This window comes from Cyclobacteriaceae bacterium (genome assembly GCA_025808415.1).
In the GTDB taxonomy this organism is placed as follows: domain Bacteria; phylum Bacteroidota; class Bacteroidia; order Cytophagales; family Cyclobacteriaceae; genus UBA2336.
In genome coordinates, this window is record CP075525.1 from 3,950,819 (window position 1) to 3,973,385 (window position 22,567).

General features: G+C 40.7%; 21 protein-coding genes. 15 read left to right on the plus strand and 6 right to left on the minus strand.

Annotated elements, in window-relative coordinates:
- The 8 genes from KIT51_17525 to KIT51_17560 all read left to right on the plus strand — a co-directional run bounded on the left by KIT51_17525 (position 1) and on the right by KIT51_17560 (position 9,321).
- A complete protein-coding gene (locus tag KIT51_17525; GenBank protein ID UYN86633.1) occupies positions 1 to 798 on the plus strand; it encodes a diaminopimelate epimerase in 798 nt (265 codons plus the stop codon).
- Positions 799 to 915: 117 nt separating this feature from the next.
- Entirely contained in the window at positions 916 to 4,263 is a 3,348-nt protein-coding gene (gene secA / locus KIT51_17530; GenBank protein ID UYN86634.1) for a preprotein translocase subunit SecA, read from the plus strand.
- A complete protein-coding gene (locus tag KIT51_17535; protein ID UYN86635.1) occupies positions 4,263 to 4,781 on the plus strand; it encodes an SPOR domain-containing protein in 519 nt (172 codons plus the stop codon). The genes secA and KIT51_17535 overlap by 1 nt, the downstream gene beginning before the upstream one ends.
- Positions 4,782 to 4,881: 100 nt before the next feature.
- Entirely contained in the window at positions 4,882 to 6,072 is a 1,191-nt protein-coding gene (locus KIT51_17540) for an amidohydrolase (GenBank protein UYN86636.1), read from the plus strand.
- 143 nt (positions 6,073 to 6,215) lie between these two features.
- Positions 6,216 to 7,733, plus strand: a complete 1,518-nt coding sequence (locus KIT51_17545; GenBank protein UYN88626.1) for a Na/Pi symporter — start codon at positions 6,216 to 6,218, stop codon at positions 7,731 to 7,733.
- 62 nt (positions 7,734 to 7,795) lie between these two features.
- Positions 7,796 to 8,176, plus strand: coding sequence for a phage holin family protein (locus tag KIT51_17550; protein ID UYN86637.1), 381 nt, complete (start codon positions 7,796 to 7,798; stop codon positions 8,174 to 8,176).
- Positions 8,154 to 8,567 carry a hypothetical protein gene (locus tag KIT51_17555; protein UYN86638.1) on the plus strand — a complete coding sequence of 138 codons (414 nt, stop codon included), beginning with the start codon at positions 8,154 to 8,156 and terminating at the stop codon, positions 8,565 to 8,567. The genes KIT51_17550 and KIT51_17555 overlap by 23 nt, the downstream gene beginning before the upstream one ends.
- Positions 8,554 to 9,321 carry a geranylgeranylglyceryl/heptaprenylglyceryl phosphate synthase gene (locus tag KIT51_17560; GenBank protein UYN86639.1) on the plus strand — a complete coding sequence of 256 codons (768 nt, stop codon included), beginning with the start codon at positions 8,554 to 8,556 and terminating at the stop codon, positions 9,319 to 9,321. The genes KIT51_17555 and KIT51_17560 overlap by 14 nt, the downstream gene beginning before the upstream one ends.
- A 483-nt stretch (positions 9,322 to 9,804) precedes the next feature.
- Here KIT51_17560 and KIT51_17565 read toward each other — a convergent pair whose 3' ends face one another.
- The 5 genes from KIT51_17565 to KIT51_17585 form a co-directional block, all read right to left on the minus strand.
- Positions 9,805 to 10,893: a hypothetical protein gene (locus KIT51_17565; GenBank protein UYN86640.1), complete on the minus strand. Its 1,089-nt coding sequence runs from the start codon at positions 10,891 to 10,893 to the stop codon at positions 9,805 to 9,807.
- 27 nt (positions 10,894 to 10,920) lie between these two features.
- The gene (locus KIT51_17570) at positions 10,921 to 12,255 is read right to left on the minus strand and encodes an SHOCT domain-containing protein (GenBank protein UYN86641.1); all 1,335 of its coding nucleotides are present in this window, start codon (positions 12,253 to 12,255) and stop codon (positions 10,921 to 10,923) included.
- Positions 12,256 to 12,635: 380 nt separating this feature from the next.
- Positions 12,636 to 13,754: an SPFH domain-containing protein gene (locus tag KIT51_17575; GenBank protein UYN86642.1), complete on the minus strand. Its 1,119-nt coding sequence runs from the start codon at positions 13,752 to 13,754 to the stop codon at positions 12,636 to 12,638.
- A 2-nt stretch (positions 13,755 to 13,756) separates the two neighbouring features.
- Positions 13,757 to 14,437, minus strand: a complete 681-nt coding sequence (locus KIT51_17580; protein UYN86643.1) for a hypothetical protein — start codon at positions 14,435 to 14,437, stop codon at positions 13,757 to 13,759.
- A gap of 13 nt (positions 14,438 to 14,450) precedes the next feature.
- On the minus strand, positions 14,451 to 15,002 hold the full coding sequence (locus KIT51_17585; GenBank protein UYN86644.1) for a hypothetical protein: 552 nt from the start codon (positions 15,000 to 15,002) through the stop codon (positions 14,451 to 14,453).
- Positions 15,003 to 15,238: 236 nt separating this feature from the next.
- Between KIT51_17585 and KIT51_17590 the strand changes: the two genes are divergently transcribed.
- Positions 15,239 to 15,805, plus strand: a complete 567-nt coding sequence (locus tag KIT51_17590; GenBank protein UYN86645.1) for a sigma-70 family RNA polymerase sigma factor — start codon at positions 15,239 to 15,241, stop codon at positions 15,803 to 15,805.
- 5 nt (positions 15,806 to 15,810) lie between these two features.
- Positions 15,811 to 16,512: a hypothetical protein gene (locus KIT51_17595; protein UYN86646.1), complete on the plus strand. Its 702-nt coding sequence runs from the start codon at positions 15,811 to 15,813 to the stop codon at positions 16,510 to 16,512.
- On the opposite strand, the gene KIT51_17600 is transcribed toward KIT51_17595, so the two are convergent.
- Positions 16,484 to 19,087, minus strand: a complete 2,604-nt coding sequence (locus KIT51_17600) for a CHAT domain-containing protein (GenBank protein UYN86647.1) — start codon at positions 19,085 to 19,087, stop codon at positions 16,484 to 16,486. The genes KIT51_17595 and KIT51_17600 overlap by 29 nt on opposite strands.
- Before the next feature lie 599 nt (positions 19,088 to 19,686).
- Between KIT51_17600 and KIT51_17605 the strand changes: the two genes are divergently transcribed.
- The 5 genes from KIT51_17605 (at position 19,687) to KIT51_17625 (ending at position 22,550) form a co-directional block, all read left to right on the plus strand.
- On the plus strand, positions 19,687 to 20,205 hold the full coding sequence (locus tag KIT51_17605) for a hypothetical protein (protein UYN86648.1): 519 nt from the start codon (positions 19,687 to 19,689) through the stop codon (positions 20,203 to 20,205).
- A gap of 188 nt (positions 20,206 to 20,393) precedes the next feature.
- The gene (locus KIT51_17610) at positions 20,394 to 20,876 is read left to right on the plus strand and encodes a hypothetical protein (GenBank protein UYN86649.1); all 483 of its coding nucleotides are present in this window, start codon (positions 20,394 to 20,396) and stop codon (positions 20,874 to 20,876) included.
- 31 nt (positions 20,877 to 20,907) lie between these two features.
- A complete protein-coding gene (locus tag KIT51_17615; GenBank protein ID UYN86650.1) occupies positions 20,908 to 21,141 on the plus strand; it encodes a hypothetical protein in 234 nt (77 codons plus the stop codon).
- Between the two features lie 387 nt (positions 21,142 to 21,528).
- Entirely contained in the window at positions 21,529 to 21,900 is a 372-nt protein-coding gene (locus KIT51_17620) for an OsmC family protein (GenBank protein UYN86651.1), read from the plus strand.
- A gap of 110 nt (positions 21,901 to 22,010) precedes the next feature.
- A complete protein-coding gene (locus KIT51_17625; GenBank protein UYN86652.1) occupies positions 22,011 to 22,550 on the plus strand; it encodes a DinB family protein in 540 nt (179 codons plus the stop codon).
- Positions 22,551 to 22,567 lie beyond the last annotated feature (17 nt).

Below are 22,567 nucleotides of genomic sequence, written 5' to 3' on the forward strand. Positions count from 1 at the left end.
ATGCGCGTTCACTTTTATAAATACCAGGCTACAGGAAACGACTTTATCCTGATCGACAACCGCGATGGAAAACTTTCATTGAGCACGGATCAAATACAACACCTGTGCGAGCGCAGGTTTGGTATTGGTGCCGATGGGCTAATGTTGATTGAAAATGATCGGGTTGAAAATTTTAAGTTGGTATACTACAACAGCGATGGCTCGCAAAGCTTATGCGGCAATGGCAGCCGTGCAGCCATGCAGTTTGCGGCTTACCTGGGTATTGTTGATTCAAAGGCAAGTTTTACGGCATACGATGGCGCGCACGAGGCCGAGCTACTTCACTCAGGTATTGTTCGTTTAAAGATGAACGATGTAAAGGAAGTACATGAAAAGGGTAAGGATTTATTCCTGAACACTGGATCTCCACACTATATCCGGTTTGTTACCAACATCCGGCATCAACCCGTAGTTGAAGAAGGGAAAAAAATCCGCAACAGCGAACACTTTGCTTCGCAAAACGGAACCAACGTAAACTTTGTAGAACTGCTGCCCAATAACACCGTGTTTGTTCGCACCTACGAACGGGGCGTTGAAAACGAAACGCTCTCTTGCGGCACGGGTGTAACAGCAGCAGCACTTGCAGCATCGGCAAAAGGATATCAATCACCGGTTGCCGTAAAAACCCTTGGCGGAGAACTTTCGGTTGAATTCAAAACCAGACAAGCAGGCCTGCCTGCCGGACAGGCAGGCGCATTTACCGACATTTACCTCGTAGGACCTGCCAAAATGGTATTTGAAGGCGATTTGGAGCTATAATTGCACCCCCGAAACCCACTGTCAGGTAGGCAGTAGTAAAAAAACAATTTAACTTTGAAACTCTTTTGTTTGCACGCATCGTGGCGGCAAACACTAACATCGGATTATTGATTTTCTATGCTACAATTCATCGCTAAAATTTTTGGGACCAAGTCTGAGAAGGATATTAAGCGCATCATGCCCCTGGTGGAACAAACCAAGCAGGAAGAAAGCAGGCTGGGGTCGCTCACCAACGACCAACTGCGCCAGCAAACGGCTAATGTGCAGCAGGAAATCAACGCTTTTTTAAAAGACATTGACGCTCAACTCGCTTCCCTGCACCAGCAGATTGAAGAAAATCCCGAGCTCGATATAACGGAAAAAGAATCCATTTTTGCCCAAATCGATAAGCTGGAACTTGACCGTAACAAAGAGCTTGAAAAAGTACTCTTGCAGGTCCTGCCAAAGGCATTTGCCATTGTGCGCGAAACCGCCAGGCGATTTAAGGAGAACAACGTTATCGAAGTTACGGCCAACGATATGGACCGTGAGTTTGCAGCAAAATTCCAACATGTAAAAATTGAGGGTGACAAAGCGTTATGGCATAACCAGTGGGTAGCAGCCGGAAACCTGATTACCTGGGACATGGTGCACTACGATGTGCAGATTATCGGTGGTATTGTTTTGCATGAAGGTAAAATTGCCGAAATGGCAACCGGTGAAGGAAAAACCCTGGTGGCAACCTTTCCGGCATTCCTCAATGCCCTTGCCCGCAGGGGCGTACATATCGTTACCGTAAACAACTACCTTTCTGTTCGCGACAGCGAATGGATGGGCCCGTTGTTCCAGTTTCACGGTATGCGTGTTGATTGTGTGGATAAACACGAACCCAACTCACTGGCACGAAGAAATGCTTACCTGGCCGACATCACCTATGGTACCAACAACGAATTTGGCTTTGATTACCTGCGCGATAACATGGCGCGCGACCCGCAGGAACTGGTGCAGCGTGGCCACCATTACGCCATGGTGGATGAAGTGGATAGCGTACTCATTGATGAGGCACGTACCCCGCTTATTATTTCCGGCCCCATACCAAAAGGTGACGAGCATGAATTCTATGACCTGAAACCACGCATTTACAAGCTGGTGGAGGCCCAGAAAAAATTAGTAGCAGAATACCTGATACAGGCCAAAAAACTGATTGCCGATGGCAACGAGAAAGATGGCGGACTGGCCCTGTTCCGCGCCTTCCGCGGCTTGCCCAAAAATAAACCCTTGATCAAATACCTCAGCGAAAGCGGTATTAAATCAATCTTGCAAAAAACTGAAAACTTTTACCTGCAAGATAACAAGCGAAACATGCCGGAGGCTGACAAGCCGCTCTTCTTCATCATCGATGAAAAAGACAACAGCGTTGAGCTGACCGAAAAAGGTATCGATTTAATTACGGGTGAAGGGGAAGACCCTAAGTTCTTTATCCTTCCTGAAATCGGAACTGAGCTCAATAAAATAGAAAAGGATGCTTCCTTAAATGAAGCCGACCGCTTTCAAAAGAAAGAAGAAGTCATTCGCGACTATCGCACCAAATCACAACGCATTCACAGCGTAAACCAGTTGCTTAAAGCATACACACTTTTCGAAAAAGATACAGAGTATATTATTGTTGATGGTAAGGTTAAGATCGTTGACGAACAAACCGGGCGTGTGCTTGACGGCAGGCGCTATTCCGATGGATTGCACCAGGCCATTGAAGCGAAGGAAAATGTAAAGGTGGAGGACGCCACCCAAACCTATGCTACCATTACCCTGCAAAACTATTTCCGCATGTACCACAAGCTGGCCGGCATGACGGGTACAGCCGAAACAGAAGCCGGTGAATTCTGGGATATTTATAAACTGGATGTGGTAACTATACCCACCAACCGGGCCGTTACCCGTAAAGACCAGGATGACCTGGTTTATAAAACCGTACGCGAAAAGTTTAATGCCGTTGCCGATGAAATTGTGAAACTTACCGGCCAGGGAAGGCCGGTACTGGTGGGTACCACCTCGGTTGAAATTTCGGAATTGGTAAGCCGCATGTTGCAGATACGGAAAATCAAACACCAGGTACTTAACGCCAAACAACACCAGCGCGAAGCTGAAATTGTGGCCGAAGCAGGTAAACCCGGCACCGTGACCATTGCTACCAACATGGCCGGACGTGGTACAGACATTAAACTAACACCGGAATCGCGGGCCGCGGGGGGATTGGCCATTATCGGAACGGAACGTCACGAATCGCGCAGGGTGGATCGTCAGTTGAGGGGCCGTTCCGGCCGCCAGGGCGATCCGGGTACCTCGCAATTTTATGTTTCGTTAGAAGATAACTTGATGCGCTTGTTCATGCCTGAACGCATCGCCCGGATTATGGACCGCCTCGGATTAAAAGAAGGCGAAGTTATCCAGCACTCCATGGTAACAAGCTCCATTGAACGGGCCCAGAAAAAAGTGGAGGAAAACAACTTTGGCATACGCAAGCGCCTGTTGGAGTACGATAACGTAATGAACTCGCAGCGCGAAGTAATTTACAAGCGAAGAAAGAACGCCCTGTTTGGCGAACGGCTTGAGCTGGACATCCTGAACATGCTCAACGATACCTGCGAAGATCTCGTTGCCAATGCTAAAAATGCCAACGACTATGAAAGCCTTCGCCTGAATGCATTGGGAATACTTGGCCTGGACTATGACATCACCAAAGAAAGCTTTGAAAAGCTGGATGAAGGGAAACTCGCCCATGATTTATACACAAAAGCATTGGATCATTACCGCCAGAAAAACAAAATGGTTGCTGACAAAGCATTGCCGGTTATCAAAGAAATTTATAAAACCCGTGGCGCTACCATTGAAAATATATTGGTGCCCTTCTCTGATGGCTCCAAAAACATTGGCGTTGTGGCCAACTTGAAAAAATCGGTTGAAACCAACAATACCGAGCTAACGAAATCCATGGAAAAGATGATCACACTGGCCATCATTGACCAGTTGTGGAAAGAACACCTTCGCGACATGGATGACCTTAAACAGTCAGTTCAAACTGCGGTTTACGAACAGAAAGATCCGTTGTTGATTTATAAGTTCGAGGGTTTTGAATTATTTAAACGCCTGGTGGGAAAGGTAAATGAAGAAACAATTTCCTTCCTGATGAAAGCCGACATACCCGACCAGGATGCAAACCGCGTGGAAGAGGCCCGCAGCAGGGGAAGACAGCGCTACAGCGAACAAAAAGAAGAATCGCGCTCATTGTTAAGTGGCGGGGGCCAACAACCCAACCCCACCGGACGACCTCCGCAGGAAAAAGTGATGCCGGTACGGTCTGAAAAAGTAGCCAACAGAAACGATAAGGTTTCGGTACAATACACCGATGGCCGCGTTTTACGTGACGTGAAATACAAAAAGGTGGAAGATGACGTTTTAAATAACCGTTGTATCCTAATCGACTAATGATGCGAATAGTTTTTTCAAGTCTGGTAATGGTATTATTCCTGTTGCAAGGTTGCAAGCCTCCACAAAAAACCACTACAGGTTCACAAGGCGGAAGGTATTATGAAGATCTTTCTGAACTGAGACCGAAGGTGCAAGAAGAAGATCGCCCTGATGCTTTGCCCGATGGCACCGTTGCACGTGACCCAAAAGCTTATGTGGAGCCTAAGTTTACCGTAAATGCACAACTGGATGCGGTGTTGGATAGTATCGACCGCATTAACCTCACGCGCAGGTTTATCGAAGGGTTTACCATACAAGTTTACGCAGGCCAAAAAAGAGAAGATGCGTTGAACGTTAAAAAGGATATGACCATCTACCTGCCCAAAATGGAGTCAGAGGTGCATTATAATCAACCTAACTTTCGTGTAAAAACCGGGCGCTACATGAACCGGCTCGAAGCGCAAAAGGATTACGAAACCATAAAGCGGTACTTCCCAAACGCCATTATCATTCCGGATAAAATTGCCATAAACTGATCTACGCGTTGGGTTTGTGCCTGGCACCACAGCCCACAACTTTTTTGGCCTATGCCTTAACAAACCCTATTTGATCACATATTCGTATTTTTAGGGCGCTATGGATCTTCTTACCAAAATCAAATCCCTTTCTGAAAAGTATGCTAACGATGTTGTGCACATGCGCAGGCATCTTCACGCCAATCCTGAACTTTCGTACGATGAATTCAATACGGCCAACTATGTGGCCACACAATTGAAGAAGTTTGGGCTCGTGCCAAAAGAAAAGGTGGCAAACACCGGTGTTGTTGTTGAAATAAAAGGGAAGAACCCCGAAACCAAAACCATTGCCCTGCGGGCCGATATGGATGCACTGCCCATACACGAGGCGAACGATGTTCCTTATAAATCAAAAAATCCTGGCGTGATGCACGCGTGTGGCCACGATGTTCACACCGCTTCATTATTGGGTACTGCTAAGATTCTTCATGAAATAAAAAATGAATTTGACGGAACCGTGCGACTGATCTTTCAGCCGGGTGAAGAAAAAAACCCGGGTGGTGCATCGCTTATGATTAAAGAAGGCGTACTCGAAAACCCCGAACCAGCTTCCATTATCGGGCAGCATGTGTTTCCGCTTTTACCGGTTGGTAAGATTGGTTTCCGTGAAGGCATGTATATGGCCAGCAGCGATGAACTGTTTTTAAAAGTAATCGGTAAGGGCGGCCATGGTGCTGCGCCCGAACTGGCGGTTGATCCGGTGGTAATCGCTTCACACATTATTATTGCCTTGCAGCAGGTCATCAGCCGAAATGCTTCGCCCAAACAACCTACCGTGCTCACCTTCGGAAAAATTATGGGCGATGGTGCCACCAACATAATACCCAACGAAGTAACGCTTGCCGGAACTTTTCGCGCGATGGACGAAACCTGGAGAAAAGAAGGACTTAAAAAAATCAAGAAGATGGCCGAGACCCTGGCCGAAGGTATGGGCGGAAAATGTGAAGTGGAGATTTCACACGGTTATCCATTCCTGCAAAACAATCCGGCCGTGACCCAACGCATCCGCAAAGCCGCTGAAGCTTATGTAGGAAAAGAGAATGTGGTTGACATCGATATTACGTTAGGCAGCGAGGACTTTGCCTACTACTCGCAAGTTGTGCCGGCATCTTTTTATCGGTTAGGCACCCGTAACGAAAGCAAGGGCATAACTTCTTATGTACATACCCCAACCTTCAATATTGATGAGGATGCACTCACCATAAGTCCCGGAATTATGGCCTGGATGGCCGTGAATGAGTTAAAGCCTTAGCTTTCGGAAATCAGATTATTGATTTCTACATTTAGGCAAGCTTATCGTACTTGGAATCCACCACACCATTAACGCCCCCTCAACCCACACCCTTTAACTGGGAACGGACAAGAAAAATCCTGTACATACTGGGTACATTGGTGCTGTTTGTATTCGCCCTTGATTTAATGATTTCATCGCTGCAAAACCTGGGCAGCACCGCAGCAGAAGCCATACTATTGGCTACCTCCAATCCATTTACTGCACTCTTCATTGGCCTGCTCATCACGGCCATGATCCAAAGCAGTTCAACCGCTACCAGTTTAGTGGTGGCCCTGGTGGCTTCCGGCTCCATCACCATCGACAGTGCCATACCCATAATTATGGGCGCAAATATTGGCACTACCATTACCAGTACCATTGTTTCGTTAGGCTTTATCAATAAGAAGAAAGAATTCAGGCGTGCCGTTGCAGCAGGTACCTATCACGATTTCTTCAATATTCTTACCGTATCCATTTTATTTCCGCTGGAGTATTACAACGGGTTTCTCTCCAACCTTTCGGGCTGGATAACCGAAAACTTTTTCACCATCAGTAAAGGGGGGGCTTCCGCTAACTTTTCCCCATTGTGGTCGGGGTTTAGCCCGATTATAGATTTTCTGGTTAAAATAATCCCCAGCGGATTTCTGCTGGCCTTGTTTTCTTTTGGATTATTGTTTCTGTCTATTCTGTTGTTCAGAAAATTGATTTCAGGACTGCTGATGGCGAGTTCACCGGAAAAATTCAGCCGTTTCTTTTTTAAGAATACCCTCAAATCATTTTTCTGGGGATTGGTAACTACAGCCGCCATTCGTTCCAGTACCATTACCACATCGGTGGTGGTGCCCATCGTGGCACAAAAAATTATTACCCTTCGAAAAGCAGTTCCGTTTATACTGGGGGCTAACATGGGCACTACGGTTACTGCTATTATCGCAGCCGCCTTAAGTGCCAATACGGCCAGTGCCATTACTATTGCCATGGCTCATTTCCTTTTTAACCTCATTGGGGTTTTGGTATTTTATCCGTTGCCGATATTACGCAACATACCAGTGGCCATGGCCAACGGATTGGGGCGCCTTACCATCCGTTACCGATTGGCAGGGTTTGTCTACATTCTTGTCGTTTTCTTTTTTATCCCGTTCTCACTCATTTACCTCAATAAAGATTCTACGGAAGTGCTGGAGTTAACCTACAAAAAAACGAACGTGATTACCGGTGAGGAATCTTCTTACCGTATTGTTTCCAAGCAACAGAAAAGAAGCCAGAGCGGGGAATGGCTGATTTACAGACGAAACAAGATTGACCCTGATGAAATTTTTCCGGTGTACAAAAAGAACACGGTACTGTTCATTAATAAAGAAATGATTTTATTTAATGAGCCCGGCTTTTGCTGGGATGGTGAAAATAAAGAAGGAAAATACCAACTGTGCGTAAAGGAAGTACTACCTAAACTTACCCTTGGCGAAACCTTAAGCTTTGATTCGGTTTATGTGTACACACAGCGATACTACCACCATCCTGATTCAGCCAGTAGCACCGTGTATGTCAGCGCCCTGTACCCGGTTGTTTTACAAACCATAAGGCAGGAAAAAAACGTAGTGATAGAAACACGCAAAATCACTTCATTTAACCGAAAATAACAGCATTTTTCCTTACCCTTAAAGTTCCGATCTTTGCCTAACTTGTTGGTTAATACGATGGCATGCTAAAAGAAACCTTACTTAAATTTTTTAAACTGGACGGGCTTATTGAAAACCTCTCAGGGTATTTCGAAACCCGCATTGAGTTATTGAAGTACGAATTAAAAGAAGATATAGCCAGGGCAATGGCTAAGGTGGCTATTGTGGCCCTGATTGTAATTTTTTTAACGTTGTTTACCATCTTTATCAGCATTGCCGTGGCCTATGGATTAGCCGAATCCGTGGGAACTTACGGTGGATTTGGCATTGTGGCGGGTTTTTATTTTTTACTTATGCTGATTTTGGTTTTCTTCCGCGAGCCCATAAGCCATAAACTGGAACAAGAGATAAAAAAATCATTCAAGAAAAAACAACAACACCATGAAGGGGATGGAAACGGATGACCTGGTAAAAAGCCAGTTGCTTCAAAAGGCAGCACAGCAACGTAAGGAAATTGAAAGCGAAGTGCATGAAATTACCGACCGAACTGAAAAAGTATTAACGAATGCACTTATTATTGGAGGGGCATTAGCCCTTACCTATTTTTTGGTACGCGGGTTTTCATCTTCAAAGAAACGTAAAACCCGTAAAGCAAAGGCCAAAGCAAAACCTGCTGAAGTTGATGATGCGGAAGAAAATGAGGTGTATGAAGAATCCGGTCCATCACGCATACTCAGTCAGATTGGTACTGCCGTAGCCTCACAAGCTACCGTGTTGTTGCTTGACCTGGCCAAAGAAAAACTGATGGAATACCTACAAGCTCAGGCACAAAAGAAAACGAATGAAAATTCTTGAGACGTTAAAGGAAAATCAAAAGCTGGGTAAAAAATCCATAGCGGTATTGGTTGACCCTGACAAGGTAGCTGATGCTGCAGCGTTGCAGCACCTCATTAACCTGGCCAGTGAAAACTGTGTTGATTACTTTTTTGTAGGGGGAAGCCTGGTTACTACTACCAATCTTTCAGAGATTGTAAAGCAGATTAAAGATAATGTAAACCTGCCGGTAATACTTTTCCCGGGTAACTCTATACAAATAGAACCTTCAGCCGATGGAATTTTATTCCTTTCGCTGATCTCAGGGCGCAACCCTGAATTATTAATTGGCCAACATGTAGTAGCCGCTCCCATTGTGCGCAACACCCGATTGGAAGTATTACCCACCGGATATATGCTGATTAGTTCAGGACGCACTACTTCCGTAGCCTACATCAGCAACACCACACCCATACCCGATGACAAATATTCCCTGGCCGCCTGCACAGCCATGGCCGGTGAAATGCTGGGGTTACAACTCATGTACCTTGATGCAGGCAGTGGTGCCGAAAAGGAAATCAGTGCGCGTATGATCAGTGCCGTGCGTAAAGCCATACACACACCGTTGGTTGTTGGGGGCGGCATTAACACCGCTCAAAAAGCACTCACAGCGCTGGAGGCCGGAGCTGATATGATTGTGATTGGCAATGCCCTGGAGAAAGACCCCAACCTGCTCATTGAAATTGCCGATAAGGTGTATGAATGGAACCAAAGTGTGAATGCAGGGAAGAATTAATTAGACGGTGAAGCAGTTACAAAAAAAATATCCTCCAAATTTTACTGGAAATAGGCTTTTTAGTGGTAAAAATTGCCCTGTCGGGATATATGGAAATATATTCAATACACAAACACATGTGTTAGCGCCAATGCCCTTCCAGCACAGCGGACAATGACGACTCAGCCGACAAAGACTCGTTACCGCAGACAAGAAAAAATTAACGGGTGACACTTTACTAATTCAAATTCTCCACGCGGACAATTGAACGTTTCTTTAGACAATGTAAGACTGAGAACAAAAAATAAAACTTGGGACACGGCTACGAATTAAGATTCGTATCATATCCGCCCACCGCACTGCAACCGTGGAAAGATTCTCGCCCACGCTTTTGGCACATGCCATAGCCGCACAAACCCACGCGACACCAAAGCTATGGCAAGAGCCAAACCCACCCGCCCATACGACTGTGAAAATCTTAACACAATGGATTTAATTTTAAAACTACTTGAAAACGATAATCTTCAATCCGAAGAGCTTCAAAAAAGTGCTATGTGAAAAGTTAAACCCAGGATAAAAGAATTCAATTTTATCTTCTGAAGTAATTACTTCTGGAATGGGAGGAAGTGGTGGTAATTTATTTTCGACTACTTCTACAAAACTCTCAGTTGTAAGATGGTCCGACCAGAGTATTTTATATCGACCATCAGGAACCTTAGAATCTGAAACGATTGCTCCCGTGGCTTTGTCAACTTCAATCTTACTATACGCTTGGGTAGAGCCCGAGTTATCTGGTGAAATAGCTTTAAGGTTTACGGAATACAAGCCTGTATCATGAAATTTTAAAAGACCATTGAAGATATCTCCATCATAACCATTTACCCTGAAATCTTGTGGATTTATTTGCGGAAGCTTGTGTAATAATGTTGTGTTGAGTTCAATAATATATGGCGCCTTTACTGGCAATTGGATTATCCCATTCTCCTTAATGGTAGACTTTAAACCAACATCTAATTTATTGTAGCTAATTTTCAATATCGTGCGATAGCTCCTATCCAAAACAACAAAGGACTTACAAAACAACTCAGTCCCATTGCAGTCTTCGTATAGCAGCGCAAGTATAAAATCATTGTTGCCCCAAAAAGGTGTAAGTTTCCCATCTTTACCCAAGTGGTTATAAGTGATTGCTTTTGTTCGGATATCTACCGAAACCATTCCCATGTCATTGTCGAAGCTAAAGTGGGTATCGGATGCTGCATACAAAGTAGCTAAAGACTTTGTACGGTCAATCCCATCTTTTACTTTATAGCCTGCTTGCTTTAATATTTCGCGGATATCAAGTCGGCTTATTAATTTGTTTGTGGTTTTATCGTAATAGTCTACATATTTTGTATAGAGAAATTCGCCCCCACCGCCCGCATACCCCAGTTTTCTGAAAACAAAATGGATTCTATACAAATTCGTGGAATCAATAATTCTATCAACATCGCTGTAGGTAAGCTGACTGGTCTGACGTTCCTCTGGGTCTATTTCCTGGGCCAAAAGATTTATTGATATCAAAAGGCCAATAATTAACAGGATGGATTTTGTCATGGTAAGTTGACTCACTGATTAATTGTATTAATGATCGTAATACCAATAAAAAACAACACCAGCAGAATTAGTAAGCGTAAGTGCTCTTACATCTGCAATGGATTCATCAAACCGGTCATAGTCAAATTCCTGACCACCCAAAGATAGAAGTCCCTTACTTGTAACATAAGCTTCTTCTTTAGTGGACTGTTTATCTCCCTTCCAAGATGAAACCCAAATTTTATCGTTATCATATTGAATTTTAATATATGCAGTGGGTTCCTCTGATGAATTGAAGTATATACCTTCTACGGGACCTGTGATTTCAATTTCAGAAGTAGTCATTTGTTCATCATGATTTGGAATTTGTACTTTAAGCATCCTATAACGTTCTCCTGTTGGAGTAGTCAGAAAGTCACTTTTTGGTTTTTCAGAGCTGACGTCTTGATCTTTGTGGGTTGCGCTATTTTGATCTTCATTTATAGTAGTGGTATTCTCAACTGGTGCTTCAGCCAAAATAGTTTCGTATTCTGAACCATTAGTAAAATACTTAAATACAAAGAATACAAGAACTAATAAAAAAAATACAATGGTTATGTAAAGTAAACTTTTAGAAGTTTTCTTTCCGGTTTTTTTCAAATCTGTAATTGGAGTAGTCTGAGCATTTAGCTTTTCATTCTTAGGTCTTTCTGCTCTTGGTCTAAGTTCGCTATTCCCCAACTTTTCTTGTTGAATTATCTTGGGTTGAATTTTTGCGCCAAGTGCTTGGTGCTTGATTTGTTCAAATTCCTCTTGAGAAATAGCACCAAGATCAAGAAGTTCCTTGGCCATCTTTAAATCTTCTAATGTTTTAACCTGGCTACCCGGATTTAAGTACTCTTGAGAAGTAAATGCGCTCTTGACAGTATTCTGCTTTCCTTTTTCAAAAGCTTGCTGTATTTCATACACCAATTTTTCATCACGGTCTATAAAGAATGCGCATAAAACCCCGGCATTTTGACTAATAAATGAAATTCTGTAGACATACTTTCTGCCCAACAGTGCCCAAAGACTAATTACAACTAATAAAGCAAGAAAATATGGAGCAATCCACGATAGTTTCATCATTACCATAATTACAGCTATAGTAAAATAAGCAATCAAGGCCGGCATTATATGTTTCCTTTTTACATGCAGAGCGGTTTTGAGAACCTCAATGCCAGAGATATTTTCGTATGAATAACTTAAGTTTTCCAAACTTGAAGAGTAGTATACTCTTTTATTAGTAAATAAAAGAGTAATGGAATGAGAGACGGAAAATTCAATATTGCTTACAGCCCACCAAGTTTTATCATACCAGGCTTCAATGTTAAATACTTTAATCTTGATCTCATCTTTTAGCATAGATTAAATTGATTTAGTTGTATAAATATTTCCGTAATTACCTGTGTCTACTTACTTGTTTAAAAATGAAAATAGAAATAACTTCAATTAAAACGATTGAAGTAAGTAGAATAAAGGGTATTGAGCCCTGAATCGTCTCTATAATATACTGAGCCGTTATATATTTTATTGCAAATGCAATTCCAAAGGCAAAAAATGAAAATATTTTAAATGCATCATCGATTTTAATGCTCAATAGCAAAATAAAAAATACCATTGAACTAGCTATGCAAATTTCGCTTGCTACAAAAGGATAAATCTTAAATCCACTGAGTATGGAGAACGCAATAAGATTTATAATTAGTAGAATGAATCCAGTATAAACAACAATGCTTTTCATATTATTGCCTTTTTGGAATAGGTGGCGGTGTGCTACCAAAAAGTAATTTTATTTCCTCAATTACACCGGCCTCAACCCAATCGGTTAAACCTTCACGCCATGTAAGTGTTTCCTTTTTAAGAAGTCCCTCCGTAATCAGTAGAGGTAAATCACTTAATAGGTATCCCTGACTTTGAATTTCATTAATTACAAAGTAGTACCTGATAAGCGGTGGTACTAACTGTGATTTATTAGAATTAACGTTCAAAGTACTACCTACTTGGCCGAATTGGTTACCTATGAGATTACCCAAACCAATACCTGCACCTAATCCAAGCCCTGCATTTAATAGACTCCCCGCATTGCCCTCGTTTTCTGCTGCTTTTTCCATTACATTGAAACTTCTGTCCATTTGGTAAATGTCTTTTCCAATGGTTTTCACTTTCATAGCCAATTCCTTTGCTTCTTTTAGTTTGATAAAAGATGGGTCGTCAGCTGGAATATTTATTGACATAAAGTTGAACGCTGTTGCTTCTACACCGTATTCAGTAAACTCCTTGTTAATTTCAGCCTGACAAAATTTTCCAAGGTCATCCTGAAAAACACCTAACTGGAGTAATGAAATTTTATCAAGAATAATTTTTCTGGAAATAAGTGTTGTTACTGAACTCAGAATTTTTGCCCGGAAATAGTCAATAATCTCATTGGCCGCAAATACATGAGCAGTGCCAACTATTGTGATTAAAAACTTTTTTGCATCAATAATTTTTATTCCAAATTGACCAAATGCTCTAACGGGAACAATTACATTGTAAAGTGGATCTTCAAGGTTTATGGGCTTAACAGTTCCCCATTTGTTATCAAGTTTTGTTATAAGGTTTACAAACCAAACTTCTGCCGAAAATGGTGAGTCTCCTCCGAATGGAAGGTTAATAAGCTTATTAAGTAATGGAATATTTGCTGACTTGAGCGTATATCTGCCTTCATTAAAGGCATCCAGTACTTTGCCATTCTTAACGAAAAATGCACACTGAGATGTATTAACAATGAGCTGAGCACCAAGTTTCAAATCGTTTGACGGAAATTTCCAGACAAATTCGCTATTGTCTCCTTTAAACTTTACAACTTCGACTAGTGCCATATCTAATTTTTATTCCTTAATTCCCGTATGGTATTTATATATCCCTCCTTCTTTCTTCGCCATGCATTAACCTCTAAACTGTCACTATTAGACCAATGAATTGAATATTCCATTCCATTTAAAATAATCAAGGCATTATCATAGTCTTTGCTACTCATTTTTTCAACTACTTGTTGCTCAAGCGATTTAAGTCGCTTAATTTCTACATCATAAGAAGAATCAGAGCTGCATTGATTTGTACACCAAGCAAATGAGACAATGAGATAAACCCCAAAAAATAAAAGTAGACCACCAAGAATTTTATTTCCTCCACCAATTTTTGCAAACCATCCATTTGTTTTTGAATCATGCAGATTTTTTAACTCCTGATATACGTGGAATAATTCCACATTGGTTTTCGATCGAACCTGAAGTAGTGTCATGTATTTTAGAGCGATTCCAGCTATTTCATTCACCTGATAATGACGAATGTCTTTACCAGTCCATTGGTTTGCATTAGGTCCAGAAATTGAAAATGGCATTCCCATTTTGGCGACCCACTCAGCGGCATTTTGAACTAAATCTTCATTGGAAATTGAATTAACATCCATCGTTGGCAATCCAGTTTTACAAAACTGACAATTTGTAAATAGCAAGTCGTTGTCTGCACCACAATTAGGACATTGTTTTGTTTTGAATGACATTGTATCCGAGCGTTTATAAGTACCCACCCCAAATACCTAATGAACCAGAATGTTCATAGTTTTTTAAAGGGATTTGATTCAGATAAAGAGGTTTTAGAATATAATAGGCTTGTTCCTTGTAGTAAAGACAATAGCCGCTAACTCCATTACTACTGGAATATTTTATCACGGAATAGTTATCATGTTTCAAACCATATTCACGTACGGCATCTACAATGTTTTCAGGTATATCCTTTTCAATCTCCCATGAACCTTTTAATTGATCACTTGTTCCAAGTTCTCCTTCTGTCAACTGTCTATAAGAGACCCCAGATTCAAAAGTTCCGTTACATTTTAGAACTGTTGTTCTCGTAACGGTCATGCCAATATTCTCCAAAAACTTGTCTTCTTTAAATATTTTATCACAAATTTGTTCTTTACTTACATTCTTTGAGTTATCACATGATTGTAAAGTCGCCAGTAGGATTAATAAAAAGAGCGATGTTAAATTATTCATAGATTGTTTTTTATTACTATTTCTTTGAGTAGTTAACCAACTCGTAAAATCTTTTCTTAAATTTCTCAAACTCCTCGACCTTAAAATCAGGCTTTTCAAGGGCGTCTTTTATAATCTCTAAGGACTTGATCTTTTCTTTTACTTCTTTAAGAAGTTGTTTACTAGTATTTATATCGACCATGATTTGATGATTTAATACACCTTGGTAAAGTCCAAATAGAAGATGTAACCGAAATCTTAAAATATTTTTCAGTTACTTTCACAAACCCCATTTTACTAAGCCATTGAATAGCAAGACTAATATTTTGAATCTCGAAACTTCAGCCATAATTGAGGCCATTAAGGCTGGCAGTGAGAAAATCCTTTTTCAGCTTTATGAAGCTTATCGGGATGAGTTCGTGAGTTGGGCTATCAGAAATCATCAGGTATCCATTGAGGAAGCAAAGGATGTTTTTCAAGAATCGATTATTGGGCTTTATAAAAATGTAAAATCCGGTAAGGCGGATGCGCTTGAATCCTCGATAAAAACCTATCTGTTTAGTATCGGAAAAAACATCATTCTCAATGCTTTGAAACGCAAGGGCATCGAATCTAAGGTTTACGAATCATTCGTTTCCGTCCATGACAACGGAATCAATGACCATTATGAACAGGAGCATTTAATAAATCTGGTAAAACGACTATACAAAGCTATGGGCTCGCCCTGCAAAGAAATTCTGGAGATGTACTATGAAAGAGGCTTCGACATGGAGTCAGTGGCATCGCGTGTTGGCTATAAAAATGCAGATGTGGCAAAAAAGAAAAAATATGAGTGCCTGAAATCATTGGAGGAACGAATAAGCATGAGTCGATTAAAGGACATTTTAAACTAACGAACATGGAAGAGTCAGAGTTAATTGATAAATATTTAAGGGGAGAATTGGACGAGCAAGAGCAGATGGATTTTACTAAACAAATTCAGCTTGATGACACCTTAAAAAGGAGGATTGCGCTCAGAAGACTAATAATAGAAGGTGTGGGTCTGGCGTACACCGATAAATTGAAGCAGGACTTGTCGGCTTTTGATAAATCATTAGATGGGAAGAGCCGCTTCAAATTCAGTTGGAAAATGGCGGCCGTATTTGCTTTCTTAATTACTGCCGGAGCTGCCCTTTATATTTCGGTTCAAAAACCAAATCCGCTCGACTTCGATATTGCAGAACCGGGGTTACCAAATGTAATGGGATTGACTAATGATATAACCTTTAACAATGCCATGAACATCTTTAAAACTGGCGACTTCGATACCGCTGGTAAACAATTTAATGCGTTGCTTGATGTTAACCATAGGAATGATACCCTTCTTTACTTCTCTGGTCTCTGTGATTTCAGAACCATGCGAATGGAATTGGCCAGACATAAATGGATTCAGATTGATGACGCAAGCGAGTTTAGCACAAAGGCAGCGTATAGATTAGCCCTTACCTATTGGGTACAAGGTGATGGGGAAAAAGCAAAGGAACTGTTTCGTAAGGTAACGGCCAGTGAAAGTGGTGAATTGCGAACTGAGTCTAAGAAAGCTTTAGACGCTCTTGAATAAATTTTTCGTGCTTCTTAAATTTTAACCTATAAGCTATAGTGGCGATTGCTATAAACATGAAAAAAACAATACTAATAAATACAGTCCTTAGTCCATTAGATTTTAGGATTTGGTCGGACTTTCCACTGAGTTGCAGGCCTGCCCAATAATAAGGGTTTGCTAATTCATCACTCGCATCACTTTCAAGGAAAGTGACTTTTGCATTTCTTAAAGAGTAATCCAAATCATTTCCACTCTCCATTTCCTCATAAAACAACGTAAGCAAATCCGCAGTAGCTTTGTCATCAACACTCCATAACGTCATTAAAACACTTTCTGCTCCCAAACTATAAAACGCACGAGCAAAACTTATTGTGCCTTCCGATTGATAGTAGGTTCCGTTTCCGGTTTGGCATCCGTTTAAGATAGCGAGTTTTGGCTTAATACGAGAACCGGAAAGCTCAGTTAAGGTTATGCTATCATGCTCATTTAAAAATATAGTTGAACGATATGGTCTTAATGAATCATTTACGACATGTGAAGCGATGTGTAATATATTAGTGTCAAAAGATTCGCTTGGTATTGAGGACATAGCCTGACCCTTTAAATCATGGGCTTTGGTTTTCACTAACCCATTAGAAAATGGTATTTGTGAAAATCTTTTTGAAAGTTCAAAATCTGAAGTGATACCAAGAAAGCCTTGACTCATTTTGCTTTCCATAACAAGGTGTCTTGGGGTAATTACTGTTCGCATTACATACTGATTAAGTAAGTAATTCAGGGATTTAAATGTTTCTACATTCAACGTATCACTGACCAGAGCATCCCAGGGAATGTTCTGTAAGTTACCATCGGGACAAATAACTACTCTCTTGCTATTTTTTGGGATATGAAGTAAAACGGAATCAAGTGTTTCAAGATAAACACGGTTCGCAATGCGAGCATATTCTCTTGGCTTATATTTTGTCAATTCATATTTTAGCTTCCAAACATCTGAATTAAAATCACTGGGTAAGATGTGCTTCACAATTGCTAAATCATTTTCTGAAATAATTACTGAGTATAGTTCATTTCCCCAAACATAGAAATCAAGCAACACTTCCCTTCTTTGCTTTAATTCGAACTGTATTCTTTTAAAGGAAATCGTATCCAAAAATTGATTGGCTATATTAAAATTAGCCAATGACATACTTTCAATGTGCTTTGGAATTGAAGGAAGAATTGTATTTAGCTCGTTAATATTTACACCGGTGACATTTCTTAGAATGTTATTCTTAACTATTTCGCTTTCCTGTTTTAAAACCGAGGCATTAATTGAGTTACTCATTAATGGCTCAATATCGTTTTTAGATAGCCATGCATATTTCGCAGAAGCAATCAGTCCATATGCGGTAATTATGTATGCTTTGTTATTCGTTTTCTTATACAATTCGTATGCAGTGATTATCAGTGATTGGTACGCATTAGAACCGTACAGGTAGTTCCAATGAGTTAATTCTTGCTCTTGTAACGACTTTGAAAGTAAATAATGATTAAAGCTCAGTAGAAATTCGTAATGCTTATACGCCAATTGTAGACTGTTAAAATCCTGATTTTGTCTGTATTTAAAAAGGAAGTTATTGGCCTTGATACTAACAAGAGTTATAAATCGTGAATCATGAAGGGTAGGTTGCAAGGGCGGGAGTTCATTCACATTCACTCCATCAAACTCCGGAATCAAACGAGAAATACCAATTTGAAACTGTTGGATTGCCGAATCATATTGCTTTAATCTTTCATAAGCCTTGCCAATCACCCAATCTTTACCCGCCATTTCAGATGGTGCGCCAAACTTCTCATATAAGCTCTCACTTCTACGGTAATAAGCGATAGCATGATGGAGTAATTCAATTTTATTTTCAACTCCTGCTTCATTCGAATATGAATTGCCCAGATTGTGATAAATTCTGCTTTCCATCAGGATGTCAGGTACTGGCTGTCTTTTAAGAGCCAGTATAGCAGAGTCGTAATACTTTCTTGACAGACTAAAATGCCGCATCAAGGAATCCTTTTTGTTTCCGAAATAGGCAATTGATGCAGGGTGATAGTAATAGCCTATCATGCTATAAATTCTTGGCAGTATATAAGCTGTAAAGGACTTATCAGACTTTGCCAGCCTGAGCGATTTTTGTACCCAATAGTAACAGCTATCGTCTTGATTAGGTAGTTCCTTATAGTATCGAGCCAAATGAAGATAATCCTCAGCTAAATATTTTTCAGACAGTCCAAGCCTTCTCTTTATGGCGATCGATTTTAAAATTGATTCTTTAAATTCAGTAAGCCTGTTTGCCGTATAAAGTGCCTCTGCCTTTGTGATATAATTTTGCGCTAATTCGAGAGTTGGTTTTTCGAGTCGTATCTCCAATAATCTTTCATTAATATTAAGAAGTTCGATTGCCGTATTGACACCGCCATAATTTCTCACAATATCAGCGATTTTAAGCTGACAAAGAGCATAATTTGGAATTGCATCTGATCCCTTGAACTTATTTGACAGTTCAATAAAAATAGGAAGTGCCTTTTCATACTGGGCTGACTGATGAAAAATCAACGCCATCTTTAACGAATCATATCCGAAGGAATAACTCGTAATGAGTACAAAGATAAGACTAAACAAACGGCTAATAAACCTCGGACAAAGTGACTTCACAATTAAGTTCAGTTAATATGCCAATATAAGACGAATGGAGATATTTTTTTACTACCTTGAATAGAAGATAGGCCTACCCAACGGCACACATGCCAAAGCCGCACAAAGCCAAGCACACATCCAAAACTTTGGCAAGAGTGCCGTCCAACGCACCACAGGGACAAGGTGGTAAGGGTTTCGTGTAAACCGAGAATGTAGTGTAACGGTTGCCCGCCCGCGACTTAAGTTTTACAAAAAATATCGGTAGACTTTGGACTAATGAAACATTAACATTTGACAAAGGACGGAAGAAGGGCACAGGCGCTAACAAAAAGTTTATGCAATGTGGGGGTTCAGTGTAGCTATTAAGAGTAATTTCTTAATTTCGTTCAGTAACGTTGGACAGTTTGGAGCAGGTCGGGCTTAACATTTCGCTGCGCTACATTTTTAAGCCCTCCTATTCCCCACACTGCATAAACTCAAACGTTAGCGGCAAGCTTTCTCGACAAAGTAGAACACGATGATAAATGGGACTGAACGACAAAATATCGGAACATTTTGAATTGACTGTTGAAAACTCTACTTCGAGAATACTTGCAGACCTTTCAGAACAGAAACAAAAACAGACTTGGACTGACTTCATCTTCTCTGACCAAATTGACTTCAAAGAAATTAAAGTAAAAGACAATCGACTTGAGATATTAAGAATACCAACTGTACTGAATCCATTCAAGGCACACGGACGAATAACCTTTGACCTTTCTGATTCTGAAAATAACACGGTGACAGTTAAGTGCAAAATATTACCACAAGACGGTATTTTTCCCTACGTACTTGTTTTCTACTTCGGGTTTTTCACACTGTGGACAATAGCTTGTTTCTTAATTGCGTGGGGTGACTTAAAAGTATTATTGCTTGTAATTACTGGATGGACAGTTTTCGGACTAGTAATATATTTGGGACTGCTTTATATTAAGAGTGGACTCCGAAATTACTCAAGACGAATCGTAAAGGAATTAATGACTGAGAAGAAAGCCAGCCGCTAACAAAAAGTTTATGCCAGCTGCTGGTTTGGTGTAGGTATCAAGTTTAGTTTTCTTAAATTCGTTCAGCCACGTGGGACAAAGACGCGCTTCGAAAGCCGCAGCCGTCATAAACTCAAACGTTGGCAGCAATAGTTATTGGACAGACACCAACTAATTATAAAATATATGTGTCTTACAAATAAAGCGTAATGAAAAGGGTGGGACTAATATTTATCGTACTAATTCTCTTTATGGGAAACTGTACTTATGACGCTGTTGAGAAAAGTGAAACAACTGACTGCTCAATTGACGAAATTGTTAAATCTAGAGAAAATGCTCGGGCTTTGATACTTGGAAAATGGAATTGGGTTCAGACAACTTATAATAGACGGGGTATAGGATTGACTACTGAGACACCGAACTCAACAGGCAAAGTATTGATATTTAAATTCTTTGGCAACAAAGTACAAATCTTGGAAAACAATAACTTGACCGAAGAGACTTATGAAATCAAGTTTTGGGGAGAAGGGACAAATACTGTGGACGAAATTTTAGTGGTTAGATTCTTCAAATTGACAGGAGAATTTCAAGGTACAAGTTTGCTTTTCTTAAACCCTTCTGGGACATGTTTGACTTTAGTAAATTCATATAATGACGTAGGCGGAGATTTAAAATTTATAAGAGCAGATTAAAAACTACTGCTGCCAACACCGGGTTTGTTTAATGGCGGGCGACCGTGTCGCCCGGGAGAAATTAAGCGAGAAAGGAGTACTAGAATTAAGTGACGCTGAATTAAAAAGAATACAAGAGATAAAGAGTTCAAAACAAAAAGTACCGACTTGTTCAGGTTGTGTATACTGGGACGAATTACCGTTAAGTGACTTGTTCGATACAAAAAATAGAGAAATCATTTCAGCAAGCGCAGACTATTGGTTTGACCGATACTATAAAAAATAAGGTAATTAAGGACTTTGACACCCAAAATACTTTCGGCTGGGCAGCCAGTTCGACCTTGGACTTCACCTACGACAAAGACTCTATAGCCGACAAGGACACTCTGAAAGTATTGGACTTGAGAAATAGATTTCGATCGACTGACCGCCCAGCCGGCAACACCAGGTTTATGCCAGCTGCGGGTGACAGGTTGAAATGTAGTTTGGTTTTACCAATTTCGTTTTCAACACGTGGGATAAATCGACTTCGAAAACCGCAGCCGTCATAAACCCAAAACGTTGCGGGAAGCCACCCACTCCGTAGACAAATCCGGTCATACAGACTAAAATCCGGCTAAAAAAGGCTTTTTTAAAAGTTTCACTTTAGGACAACTCTTCCTATCTTTGCCTCGTGGACAAAAAGAAGAAACAGAGGACTATTATTTTCTATAAGACCTACTTTGACGATGCAGACGAACCAGTAGATAAAGGTGGAAAAGATATTGGATTTTCCCCGAAAGAATTACTTGCGTCAGCATTAGCGGCCTGCACCAGTGCAACAGTACGTATGTATGCTGACCGCAAGCATTGGCCATTAGACGAAGTAAAAATTGATATTAACTTAGAGCGAGATGAAGTGACCAACAAAACTGTTATTAATCGAAAAGTTCAATTCATTGGCACTCTGGATGACGAACAACGGAAAAGATTACTCGCAGTAGCCAATGCCTGTCCGGTACATAAAATTCTAACCAATCCGATTGAAATAAATACCAGCTTATAATGGAATCCTACAAAGTTCCGCCTCGAGACTCTGCCAGATACGCAATCATTACGCAGCGTCCCCTCGGGAAGTGCTGCTGAGAAAAAATGGATAATTACTAAATTTAAAAAATGCTGGATACCCATTGGAAAAATAAAATCGACACGGTAACAGAAAAATTTGTAGAGCGCTTTGGAGCACTGACTATCACACAGCTCAACCACAAACCCGATCGAAATGTGTGGAGTGTGGCTCAAAACATAGCCCACCTTATTTTATTAAATAGCTCATACTTCCGATATTTTGATGAAATAAAAAAAGGCAATCATGTTTTGCCGTCAGGCTCACCTGAGCAGCAGGCAGCTGAGTCCTTACGAATAATACACCCTTACACCAGTAGCGACAGGCTAAAAAGAGCTGGTACATGGACCATCTGGCAGCCCGCAAATGAAATCTTTGACTCAAGGATATTGAGTGATTTCTCAGATCATCAATCCGTTTTTAAAAATCACATTGTGGGGCTTCAAAACTTCTACTCGCAGTCAACTTATATAAAATACCCGGGAGAGACAGAACTTGTTTTTCGATTGGAGGACTGCATCGATTTCTTAATTGAGCATGAAAATCGTCATTGGATACAGGCTAATGAAGTTACTGCAAACAAAAGCTAATTGAGTAAAATGTAAAA

Excerpts from the sequence above, each read along its gene's own strand:
- KIT51_17565 (UYN86640.1), bottom strand. The coding sequence starts at position 10,893 with ATGACAAAATCCATCCTGTTAATTATTGGCCTTTTGATATCAATAAAT.
- KIT51_17600 (UYN86647.1), bottom strand. The coding sequence starts at position 19,087 with ATGGCGTTGATTTTTCATCAGTCAGCCCAGTATGAAAAGGCACTTCCT.
- KIT51_17525 (UYN86633.1), top strand. The coding sequence starts at position 1 with ATGCGCGTTCACTTTTATAAATACCAGGCTACAGGAAACGACTTTATC.
- KIT51_17625 (UYN86652.1), top strand. The coding sequence starts at position 22,011 with ATGCTGGATACCCATTGGAAAAATAAAATCGACACGGTAACAGAAAAA.
- KIT51_17550 (UYN86637.1), top strand. The coding sequence starts at position 7,796 with ATGCTAAAAGAAACCTTACTTAAATTTTTTAAACTGGACGGGCTTATT.
- KIT51_17575 (UYN86642.1), bottom strand. The coding sequence starts at position 13,754 with ATGGCACTAGTCGAAGTTGTAAAGTTTAAAGGAGACAATAGCGAATTT.
- KIT51_17605 (UYN86648.1), top strand. The coding sequence starts at position 19,687 with ATGGGACTGAACGACAAAATATCGGAACATTTTGAATTGACTGTTGAA.
- KIT51_17615 (UYN86650.1), top strand. The coding sequence starts at position 20,908 with ATGGCGGGCGACCGTGTCGCCCGGGAGAAATTAAGCGAGAAAGGAGTA.
- secA (UYN86634.1), top strand. The coding sequence starts at position 916 with ATGCTACAATTCATCGCTAAAATTTTTGGGACCAAGTCTGAGAAGGAT.
- KIT51_17560 (UYN86639.1), top strand. The coding sequence starts at position 8,554 with ATGAAAATTCTTGAGACGTTAAAGGAAAATCAAAAGCTGGGTAAAAAA.
- KIT51_17535 (UYN86635.1), top strand. The coding sequence starts at position 4,263 with ATGATGCGAATAGTTTTTTCAAGTCTGGTAATGGTATTATTCCTGTTG.
- KIT51_17610 (UYN86649.1), top strand. The coding sequence starts at position 20,394 with ATGAAAAGGGTGGGACTAATATTTATCGTACTAATTCTCTTTATGGGA.
- KIT51_17580 (UYN86643.1), bottom strand. The coding sequence starts at position 14,437 with ATGTCATTCAAAACAAAACAATGTCCTAATTGTGGTGCAGACAACGAC.
- KIT51_17555 (UYN86638.1), top strand. The coding sequence starts at position 8,154 with ATGAAGGGGATGGAAACGGATGACCTGGTAAAAAGCCAGTTGCTTCAA.
- KIT51_17570 (UYN86641.1), bottom strand. The coding sequence starts at position 12,255 with ATGCTAAAAGATGAGATCAAGATTAAAGTATTTAACATTGAAGCCTGG.
- KIT51_17540 (UYN86636.1), top strand. The coding sequence starts at position 4,882 with ATGGATCTTCTTACCAAAATCAAATCCCTTTCTGAAAAGTATGCTAAC.
- KIT51_17595 (UYN86646.1), top strand. The coding sequence starts at position 15,811 with ATGGAAGAGTCAGAGTTAATTGATAAATATTTAAGGGGAGAATTGGAC.